The organism is Streptomyces albus subsp. chlorinus, assembly GCF_013302895.1.
Lineage (GTDB): Bacteria > Actinomycetota > Actinomycetes > Streptomycetales > Streptomycetaceae > Streptomyces > Streptomyces chlorinus.
Genome location: NZ_VJOK01000001.1, coordinates 189,764 through 199,545, shown reverse-complemented (window position 1 = coordinate 199,545; position 9,782 = coordinate 189,764). Strand labels below are relative to the sequence as shown.

Sequence of the window (9,782 nt, the reverse complement as noted above, 5' to 3'; positions counted from 1 at the left end):
ACGCTGCTGGCGGCACAGCTGCTCCCGGGCGCCGCGGCGCTCCCTGCCGCGCGCGCGCCCGGAGGCGGCGACCCGCTCCCGGGCCGCCGCCGACGCGCACGGTACCGGTGACCTGCCAGACCTGCCGTACTCCGCCGTGGCGGAAGCCGCCGAAGAGGTGTGGCAGCGCCGATGACGCGCCGTCCGCGCCGATGACTCCGGTCGTGCCCATAACCCTGGCCGCGCCGATGGCTCCGGGGCCGTCCGCTGCACCGGACGGCCCCGCTTCACGCCCTGGCCCGTGCCCGTCCTGGGCAGCCAGTGGCCACAGGAGCCTTCCGGTCGGCGGGAGAAGGCCACAGGGGTCTTCGGGCCTGCGAGGGAACGGTGACGCCGGGGCGGCCGGCGCGGCGCACAAGGCCGCGCTGCCGCACGCCGGTTGGCGGCTCAGCCGTCCAGCGCCGCGCGGACGACCGCAGCCGCCGCTTTTCCCGCCGCGAGTACGGGAGCGGTGCTGCGTGCGGCACGGCCGAGCATGAAGGCTCCCTCGAGCAGCGCGATCACCGAACTCGCCGTCTCACGCGCGACCGGCCGCGGAATGCCGCCCGCCGCGTAGTAGGCGGCCAGCTCCTCGATCCAGCTGTCGAAGACCTGTGAAGTGGCCAGCCGCAGCCGCTCGTTGGTGCCGGCCACCTCCAGCGCGACGGTGGCGACCGGGCACGGGTCGGCGAAGTCCAGCTCGCTCAGGGTGTCCGCCGCGGCGGCGAAGAAGTCACAGGTGGCGGCGGCTCTGTCCGCGTGCGGCTCCAGGAGCGCGGCGACGAGGCCGAGATGGACGGCACCCGAAGTGCGGATCACCTCCTCGCCCAACTGCGCCTTGCCCCCGGGGAAGAAGTGGTAGAGCGACCCGAACGGTGCGCCGGCGGCCTCGGCGATCTGTTTCATGCCCGTCCCGGTGTAACCGCTGCGCCGGAACAACTCGGTGCAGGCGGTGACGATGCGCTGCTTGGTGTCCCGGGTGCTGGTTCCCTTGCTGTCGCTCATGGCGGAGCCTCCGGAGGGTGGTTGTTGTCGGTGTCGGAGGAGAGGGCCTATTCTGCCACTAGAACGATCTATCCAGAAGCGGGCGACCGAGCCGGAGGCACTGCCATGCCCGAGATCGAGCTGAGCGCGGGGACGGTCGACTACGAGGACACGGGAGGCGACGGCCCCGTCGTGGTCCTGGCCCACGGCCTCGGCTTCGACGAGTCGGTGTGGAGCGAGGTCGTCTCCGACCTGCGGCCCGACTTCCGGGTGCTGGTCCCCGTACTGCCGATCGGCAGCCACCGGCGCCCGATGCGGCCGGACGCCGACCTGTCCGCGCACGGCATCGCGGCGCTCCTGGCCGAGTTCACGGAAGAGCTCGACCTCCGCGATGTCACCCTCGTCCAGAACGACGCCGGAACGGCCCAACTCCTCATCGGCGTACGGGACGACCGCATCGCCCGGCTCGTCCTCACCTCCTGCGAGGCACTGGACAACTACCCACCAGGTCTGCAGGGCAGGGTGCTGTACCGGGCCAGCAGGATTCCCGGCGGCCTGTTCCTGCTGCTCCAGACCTTCCGCTGCCCACCCTTGGCGCGGATGCGGACCTCGCTCGGCGGTATGGCCAAGAAGCGGCTCCCGAAGGAGCTGATCGCCCGCTGGTACGGCCCGCTGCTGAGCAGTCGCGAGATCCGGCGCGACTTCGCCAAGTTCTGCCGCGGCACCGATCCGGACTGCTATCTGCGGGCCGCCGCGAACCTGCCCTCCTTCACCCGCCCCGCACTGGTCGCCTGGGGCGCCGAGGACCGCATGATGCCGCACGCCACCGGCCGCCGCCTCGCTCAGTTGCTGCCGAACGCGCGGTACGTGGAAGTGCCCGACGCCCGCACCCTCGTCCCGTTCGACAACCCGTCCGGCCTCACCGCGGAGCTTCGCCGCTTCATCCAGGAACACCCGTTGCCGGGGGAGCGCTGACCGGGGCAGGCTTCGGGTGCCGGCCGGACCGCCCCGGCATTCGGCGCGGGGTCACAGGGGAGCGGCCGAGAGCGGTGGGACTTAATTCGTAGAACTCATGGCCCAATGGGTGCGCCAACTCAACAGAACCGCAGAATCCGTTCTTCAATTGCTGGCTCGCTTTTCCGGCCGGTCGCTGCCTTCTTCGCCGTCGAGCGCACATGAACTCGGTGCGTCAGCAGCCATCGGTTTTCACTCATTTGAGGAGCAGTGCTTACGCCTCGTGAGAACTCCGAGCGGGTATTGACCCTGTGTGCCCGAACGTGTGGAATTCTCCATCGAACCAGTGACCGAGAACTGCGCTTCCATCTGCGAAAGGCGGGAGCATGTGGTTATCGGTGTGAGCCCCGGGAACAGTTTTTTCCGCGTTCCTCTTCTCGCCGACCTGATTCACTGGCTCAATAGCAGGTTCGCGCGCATGGATATCATCGTACCGAATGTGGAGCTGGCCCCCACGTTCATGGCCCTCGGCTATCCCCCGGACCGCGCCGCCAGCAAGGCGCGCGCAGAGTGCAACGCGGTGCGCAACCGCATCGTACGGGCCTGGGAATCACTCGGTGGCCCGCGTCCGGCCGACGGGCTGCATCTCATGTCCGAACTGGTGGACCTGCCGCAGTACCGCACCGCACGCGCGAGGTGTGAAAAAGCCTTGGCCGAGGACGGGAATATGCGGGCGGTATGCCAGGAGGCGAGCCGGGCGGTACTTCTGGCGCGGCGGCCCGAGAAGGAGCCGACGGTGCAGGGAATTGAACACGGGATGCGATATCTCCTCGCGGAGCTTCCGTTCTTCATCGCCTCGGCGGAAATCTTCGGCGTCCCCTCCTCCTTGTGCTTCTATCATCGCCAGCTCCCGCTGGCCGCCTTGATCTTTTCCGGGCAAGCAGTACTCAAGCCCTCTCCGCGGCAGGCCTACGCGCTCATCCGGCCCGTCGAGCCTGTCAGAGAACCGCGCACCGAGCCTGTCGCAGGACCGTGAACACGAAACACGGAAAGGCAAACCACGTGAGTTCGGAAACCACCACACCTGCCGACCCCTATACCAACCTCGCGGAGACCTACGACCGGCTGGCCGAATGGGCCATCGTCTGTCAGGAGGAGTCCCCGCGCGACCGTGTCGCCGACTTCCTGCAAACGTTCTGGCAAGCACAGCACCGGCCCGTGCGCACCGTACTGGAGATCTGCTGCGGCACCGGTCTGATGCTGTCCGAGCTGGCGGGGCGCGGCTACGCCGTGACCGGTCTCGACCGGTCCGCCGCGATGCTGGAGCGGGCGCGGCGTCGGATGGGCGAAGAGACCACCCTCTTCCATGCCGCGCTGCCGCACATCCCCGCCGAGGCCGGGAAGTTCGACGCTGTCGTGAGCGCCGCCGGAGGGCTGAACTACCTGTCAGAGGCACAGATCTCCGCGACGTTCGGCGCCGTCGCCCGCGTACTGCCCGCAGGCGGTACCTTCACCTTCGACGTCTTCGGACAGGGTTTCTACCGCAAGTTCTTCGACCCGTCCGCTCCCAGAGTGATGGCCCTGGAACTGGACGACACCTCCTACATCTGGACGTTCAGCGCGTCGGCCGAGGAGGAGTTCGTCGACATGGCCTACACCCAGTTCAGCCCGGCGCCCGCGGCGGACGGCGGCGAGCAGGTCTTCATCCGGACCCGTGACCTGCACCGCTACTATCCCCTCCCGCACGCCGCAGTCCGTCGCCTGGCCGCGGAACACGGCTTCACCGACGCCAAGGTGTACGACAACTACTCCGCCCAACCGTCCGGCCCGAACGCGCTCTACGACACCTGGACCATGGTGCGGAGCCGCTCATGAGCTCCGCCATCGACCGGGCCGGCCTGCGCGACGACTACGCTGCCTGCCGGGCCTTCATGCGCCGGTGCGGCGCCATGGCCTACGCCATGCCCAGGATGCTGCTCCCGCCCGACCGCCGTCCCTACTGCGACGCGGTCCAGGCGTTCACCATCCACGCGGACAAGCTCATCGACGATCCCCGTGTCCCGGCCGGCGACCGGGTGGCGCGCTACAAGTCCTACACGCGCGCCGTCCTCACGCTCCTGGAGGACGGCCACTCCGACCCGTGGGAGGCGGAGCCCGCGTCGCGGGAAGAAGCCGTCGGGCGGCAACTCGCCCGCGCGTTCGCGCACTTCACGCGCGTCTGGGATGTCCCTCCCGACTCCGTCCGGACGCTCCTGGAGAACATGGCCGGGGACGCGCACGTCACCGAGTACCCCGCGTTCAGCGACCTGGAGCGGTACGTCCACGGCACGGGTGTGCCCTACATCTCCTGGGTCAACGCGCTGCTGGGCCCTCGCGCGCATGCCAGCGAGGCGGCCAGGGAGCACGCCGCCGCCGCCATCTTCGCCCTCCAGCTGACGGACAACCTCAGCGACCTCGAAGAGGATCTGGCGGGCGGCCGGCTCTGCCTGCCGCTGGAGGACCTGCGGGCCTTCGGACTCCAGCGCGACGACCTGGTGCGGGCCGTCCGTGAGCGGCGGATGCCGGAGCCCGTGCGCGACCTGGTGCGCTTCGAGGCCGATCGCGCATGCCGCTACCTGGAGAAGGCCGAGGACTGGTGGCGGATGGCCGACCCCGTGGCACAGGAACTGCCGCGCCGGTACGTGCGCGTGACCCGGTACCACCTCCGGCTGACCGTCGGGCCCCGCTACGACCTCTTCGCCCCGAGGTGGCGGCCCCGGCTGACCTGGGGGACGTGCATGTGGACCAGCCTCGCCCTCGGCTACTCCCGCGTCTGTGCCCGGCGCGTCACCACGCCGCAGACCCGCCCCCTCCAGCCGACCCCAAGGTGACCGGAGCACCATGGAACAGCAGGACGAGCGTTCCGCCATCGCGCACTTCTACGAGTCCCGCGCCGATGCGTTTGTCAGCGTGAGGGGCACCCTGGCGATGCACATGGGGTACTACACGGGAGCCGAGGACCCGGCCACCATCGCCGAGGCCACCGACCGCCTCGTCAGACTGGTGGGGCGGCGGCTCGGGCTGGGGCCCGGGCACCGCCTGCTCGACGTCGGCTGCGGGGCCGGACAGCCCGCGCTGCTGCTGGCCGAGGAGACCGGGTGCTTTGTGGCGGGCGTCGACGCGAGTCCCGGCATGATCGCGACGGGCCGGCGCCAGGCCGCGGCCTCGGCTGCCGGAGACAGGGCCGAGTTCCACCACGCGAAGGCCACGGACCTCCCCTTCCCGGACCGCTCCTTCGACCGCGCCCTGATGCTGGAGGTCACCTCCCACCTGCCCGACACGGCCCGCGACGGAAAGCAGGCGGCGCTCGCGGAAGCGGCGCGCTGCCTGGAACCAGGGGGGCTGCTGGCCCTGGTGGACATGGTCGTTCCGCCGGCCGCACCAAAGGCCGGAAGTCTGATGGAGAAGGTGCCGTCCGTCCACCTGAGCACCCGGCGACGGCTGCGGGAACTGCTCGCCGCGGTGGGATTCGACGTCCTGGACGTGACGGACATCAGCGCGCACACCCGGCACAGCGCGCGGCGCAGCCAGGCGGCCTTCGACAGCCGGCGGCGGGAGCTGGCCGCTGCTTTCGGAGACGACACCGTGGAGGAGATGGCCCAGCTCATCGGGCAGTTGGCCGAAGCCGACCAGTGTCTCGGCTACGTCGTGGCGATCGCTCGCGCGGGACAGCAGGACAACCGGTACGCACGAGGGGGAGCCGGCGGAGGGGGAGGGTGAGCATCTCCTGCTGCTGGTGCCGGGTCGGACCGGTACGAGCAGCAGGAGGCGGCGGGCTCACCTCATCCGACGGCGGTTCCCTCCAGCTCGACCATCAGGGTCGGGATCGCCAGCCGGGTCACCCCGAGCATGGTGGTGGCCGGTGCCACCCCGGCGGCGCCCAACCGGGACGCCAGCACGCCGTAGTGCTGGAAGAGCAGGTCCACGTCGGTGGTGTAGACGTTGAGCCTGACGAGGTTGGCAAGAGCCATACCGCCCTCGGCGAGAACCGCCTCCAGGTTGTCGAGGCTCAGCGCCAACTGCGCCGCCATGTCACCATCGTGTTGGGGCTTGCCCTCGCCGCTCATCGCCGTCTGCCCGGCGCAGTACAGGGTCCGGGTGTGCCCGGAGACGATCTCACCCTGGTTGTACCCCATCTCCACCGACCACGACCACGGGTTGACCGTCGCTCGCTCCACAGCCACATCAGCTCCATTTCGGTTCTTCGGCAGTACGTACGTCCACCGGCCCGGTAACCGCCCCGCCGTGACGTCGTGAGGAAAGCCTCCCAGCGAAGCACGACATCCTCTGTCACGTATTCCGGTACGGTTTCCGTATGCGCGCCAACCGCCTGGTCTCGCTCGTGCTGTTGCTGCGCCAGCGCGGTCAGCTGTCCGCGACCACGCTCGCCCGCGAGCTGGAGGTGTCCACCCGCACCGTGCTGCGCGACATCGAGGCACTGTCCGCGGCAGGCGTCCCGGTCTACGCCGAACGCGGCCGGCTCGGCGGTTTCTCGCTGCTGCCCGGGTTCCAGACGGAGCTCACCGGGCTGAACCACGACGAGGCGCTCGCCCTGCTGATCGCCGGGTCGCGGCGCGGCGCACAGGATCTCGGCCTGGGCTCGGCGCTCGCTTCGGCCATGCTCAAGGTGGTCGACGCGCTGCCCGAAAGCCATCGGGACATCGCGGCCGGGGTGGCAGAGCGGCTGCTCATCGACCCGGAGACCGACCTCCTGTCCCGCCGCGTGGTCGCCGAGGAGGTGCCCGGGACGGTGGTGGCGGAGGTCCGGCGCGCGGTGTTCGCCGGACACCGACTGCGCATCCACTACGCGGCCACGGACCAGACCCCGCGGTGGCGCACCATCGACCCGATCGGTCTGGTCACCGTGCGCGACCGGGGCTACCTGCTGGCCACGCGAGCCGGTGCGGACCGCACCTACCGGCTGTCCCGGATCCTGGCCGCCGAAGAACTCGACGAGCCCGCACAGCGGCCCGACCGGGTCGATCTGGACCGGGCCTGGCAGGAGCGCAGCACACGATTCCGGACCGGAGGCGACCACGTCACCGTGCTGGTGCGGGTGGACCCGGCGGGGCGGGAAGCCCTCACTGCCACCGCGCTGGCCGTCCTCACCGAGGAGACCGAAGCGAGCGGCCGATGCGGCTGGAGGTGACCTTCCAGGACGCGAGACACGCCGAATGGGCGCTGTGGCAGCTCGCCACGCACGCTGAGGCCCTCGCCCCGCAGTGGCTGCGCGCTTCTCTGCGCGACCGCGCCACCACGATCGCCACCCGCTACGGAGCGCCGGCCTGAGACCCGGGCCCCTCACCTGACGGGAAGCCGTGCAAGAAGCGGAGAGGCGCGTAGCTCTGCGAGGCGTGCGTCATGTTCCGCACGTTGGACCGACGGTGAAAAAGCTCTCCGGGACGCCGATCACTCCGCGCACCGGGGGGCTTGTCCCTCGAGCGAGTTACCGCCAGGTGTCCACCGTGAGGTGACGATCTCCGGCTGCCCGATCCGTAGCGTCCGGGGCAGCCCGCGGCACTCGGCCGCGGGCCCGGAGAAAGGACGCACGTGCGGTTCGTCTGGCAGTTCCCGGCCGTCATGGCGCTGGACGCCGTCGGCGGCAATGCCGTCAACGCGGTGGAGAACGACTGGCTCACACTCGTCCTCGGTCTCATGGCCGCCGCGCTGGCGGTGTTCGTGTACGGATGGGTGGTTACGGATGGGTGGTGCGGCGTACCGAGCACCGGCCCGCGCCGGACGTGGTGCGGGAAGGCGCCGCGGCCAGGACGGGCTGGGGGATCCTGATCGGCGCCGGGATGTTCGGCGCCGTCATCGTCAACCTCTGAACAGCCGGGTCTACAGGGGCGACGGTCCCGGTTCGGTGGAGGGCGCGCTGGGGCTGGGGCATCGGCGCGTGGATGCGCTCCGCCCGCGCCGCCGAGGCCGAACGCCGCAGCCGCGTCGCTGATGACGCCCGCAGCTCCGAACGCATCCGGATCGCCCGCGCACTCCACGACGTCGCGACCCACCATGTGACGGAGATTGGTGGTGCGGTCCGAGGCGGCCCGGTACCTGACCGCCGCACCCGACCGCCTCGGCCAGGCCCTGACGAGCGTCAGCGACACCGGCCGGCGGGCATCACGGATCTGCGCCACCTGCTGGACCTGCTCCACCCCGACCACGGCACCGGGCACGGCGGCGGACCGGGCGGCGAGGACAGGGCGCCGCCCGTCGGCAGGCTGTTCACACTCGTCGAGCAGACGCGTCGGGCCGGGCGGCCGGTGGAGTACACCGAGGAGGGCACGCCGCCGGTCTCGACCGGCAGCGCCGACCTCGTGGCCTACCGGGTCGTTCAAGAAACGCTGACGAACGCCCTCAAGTACGACCACGGCAGCCGCACCTCGGTCCTGGTGCGCCACGGAGAAAGGGACCTCACCGTGGAGGTGGTCACGGACGGTTCCGGATCGCGGGACGGTTCCCCCGGCGGCAGCGGGCGTGGCCTCGGCGGCCTCCGCGAACGTGTCGGCGTCCTGGGCGGCGACTTCAGCGCGGGCCGCTGCACGGGCGGCGGCTTCCTGGTCCGGGCCCGGATACCCGCGAGGAGCCCGGTGTGAGCGCGCCGGTCCGGGTCCTGGTCTGCGACGACCAGGCCCTCGTCCGCACCGGGCTGGTGACGATCACCGACGCGCAGCCCGACTTGGAAGTGGCCGGAGAGTGCGCGGACGGGCGGACCGCGGTCGGCCCGGCCGGCCGGCTGCGCCCGGACGTCGTCGTGATGGACGTCCGCATGCCGGTGCTCGACGGCATCGAGGCCATCCGCCTGCTGGCCGGTGCCGGGGTGGAGCATCCCGTGAAGGTGCTCGTGGTGACGACGTTCAACCTGGACGAGTACGTCTACGAGGCTCTGCGCGCGGGAGCGAGCGGATTCCTGCTCAGGGACGCGCCGCCGGACCGGCTGCTGCACGGCATCCGGACCGTGGCCATGGGCGCGGCACCGCCGGACCCCGAGGTGACGCGCCGGCTGGTGGGCCGGTACGCCGCCCGCTTCCGGCCGGCCGCGGGCAGCGCGCAGGACATCCCGCTGACTCCCGGGAACTGGAGGTGCTCCGCCTCATCGCGGAAGGACTGTCCAACAGCGAAATCGCCGCGGCCCTCGTGACCAGCCACGAGACGGTCAAGACCTTCGCGTTCCGCATCCTCACCAAACTCGGCCTGCGCGACCGCGTCCAGGCCGTCGTCTACGCCTACCGGCACGGTCTGGTGGCCTGAAGCGGCTGTGATCCGCGGTCTGCCGCCTCCGTACGAGCGGCCGGCCGACTTCGGGCGGAGCACCGGTTTGGCCGACCGGTCGACAGGCGGCATGGAGCCGCGCGTCGGGATGGTGCCGTGCGAAGCGGTGCCCCACCGGGACCGTCAGGGCATGGACGGCCGCCGGCGCCGCTCGTCCTCCACGGCGGCCCCGTGAACGACCCCGCTAAGGTGAATCCGTGGCAGACGACGAGGCGCAGCGGGCTGAAGCCGCCGAGAAGAAGGTCGCCGAGCTGGAGCAGGAGACGGACCAGCTCAGGCAGGCCATGAGGACGCGGCCGGTCATAGACCAGGCCCGGGGCATGCTGATGGCCTTGACTCCGTGCACCCCTGCGACCGCCTGGGAGGTGTTGGTGGAGGTCTCCCAGCACACGAATACGAAATTGCGGGACATAGCCGCCGAGCTGGTCGCCACGGCCTACGAGAAACCCCTGCCCCGGCACATCCGCGAGGCTCTCCTGGAGGCCATGGCCCGCCACGAGGACAGCCAAGGCTAG

Annotated in this window: 8 protein-coding genes and 3 pseudogenes; 9 read left to right on the top strand and 2 right to left on the bottom strand. The window is 70.7% G+C overall.

What is annotated here, in order from left to right:
* Positions 1-426: 426 nt before the first annotated feature.
* Positions 427-1,023: a TetR/AcrR family transcriptional regulator gene (locus FM076_RS00975; RefSeq protein ID WP_173868053.1), complete on the bottom strand. Its 597-nt coding sequence runs from the start codon at positions 1,021-1,023 to the stop codon at positions 427-429.
* A 105-nt stretch (positions 1,024-1,128) separates the two neighbouring features.
* On the opposite strand from FM076_RS00975, the gene FM076_RS00970 reads away from it, so the two are divergent.
* The 5 genes from FM076_RS00970 to FM076_RS00950 all read left to right on the top strand — a co-directional run bounded on the left by FM076_RS00970 (position 1,129) and on the right by FM076_RS00950 (position 5,715).
* Positions 1,129-1,977, top strand: a complete 849-nt coding sequence (locus FM076_RS00970; RefSeq protein ID WP_173868052.1) for an alpha/beta fold hydrolase — start codon at positions 1,129-1,131, stop codon at positions 1,975-1,977.
* A 292-nt stretch (positions 1,978-2,269) separates the two neighbouring features.
* Entirely contained in the window at positions 2,270-2,992 is a 723-nt protein-coding gene (locus FM076_RS00965; RefSeq protein WP_173868051.1) for a tRNA-dependent cyclodipeptide synthase, read from the top strand.
* A gap of 26 nt (positions 2,993-3,018) precedes the next feature.
* On the top strand, positions 3,019-3,831 hold the full coding sequence (locus FM076_RS00960) for a class I SAM-dependent DNA methyltransferase (RefSeq protein WP_345944836.1): 813 nt from the start codon (positions 3,019-3,021) through the stop codon (positions 3,829-3,831).
* Complete coding sequence (locus FM076_RS00955) at positions 3,828-4,826, top strand: squalene/phytoene synthase family protein (RefSeq protein WP_173868050.1); 999 nt, start codon at positions 3,828-3,830, stop codon at positions 4,824-4,826. Before FM076_RS00960 ends, FM076_RS00955 begins: the two co-directional genes overlap by 4 nt.
* Positions 4,827-4,836: 10 nt before the next feature.
* Positions 4,837-5,715 carry a class I SAM-dependent methyltransferase gene (locus tag FM076_RS00950; RefSeq protein WP_173868049.1) on the top strand — a complete coding sequence of 293 codons (879 nt, stop codon included), beginning with the start codon at positions 4,837-4,839 and terminating at the stop codon, positions 5,713-5,715.
* Between the two features lie 62 nt (positions 5,716-5,777).
* Here the strand turns inward: FM076_RS00950 and FM076_RS00945 are convergent, their stop codons facing one another.
* Complete coding sequence (locus FM076_RS00945; protein ID WP_173874429.1) at positions 5,778-6,173, bottom strand: Rid family hydrolase; 396 nt, start codon at positions 6,171-6,173, stop codon at positions 5,778-5,780.
* A 137-nt stretch (positions 6,174-6,310) separates the two neighbouring features.
* On the opposite strand from FM076_RS00945, the pseudogene FM076_RS00940 reads away from it, so the two are divergent.
* The 4 genes and pseudogenes from FM076_RS00940 (at position 6,311) to FM076_RS00925 (ending at position 9,782) form a co-directional block, all read left to right on the top strand.
* Positions 6,311-7,284: pseudogene (locus tag FM076_RS00940) on the top strand (helix-turn-helix transcriptional regulator).
* A gap of 593 nt (positions 7,285-7,877) precedes the next feature.
* Positions 7,878-8,591 (top strand): annotated as a pseudogene (locus tag FM076_RS00935) (sensor histidine kinase); the annotation flags it as partial.
* A pseudogene (locus FM076_RS00930) lies at positions 8,588-9,246 on the top strand (response regulator). The pseudogenes FM076_RS00935 and FM076_RS00930, both read left to right, overlap by 4 nt.
* Before the next feature lie 218 nt (positions 9,247-9,464).
* A complete protein-coding gene (locus FM076_RS00925) occupies positions 9,465-9,782 on the top strand; it encodes an ANTAR domain-containing protein (RefSeq protein ID WP_345944835.1) in 318 nt (105 codons plus the stop codon).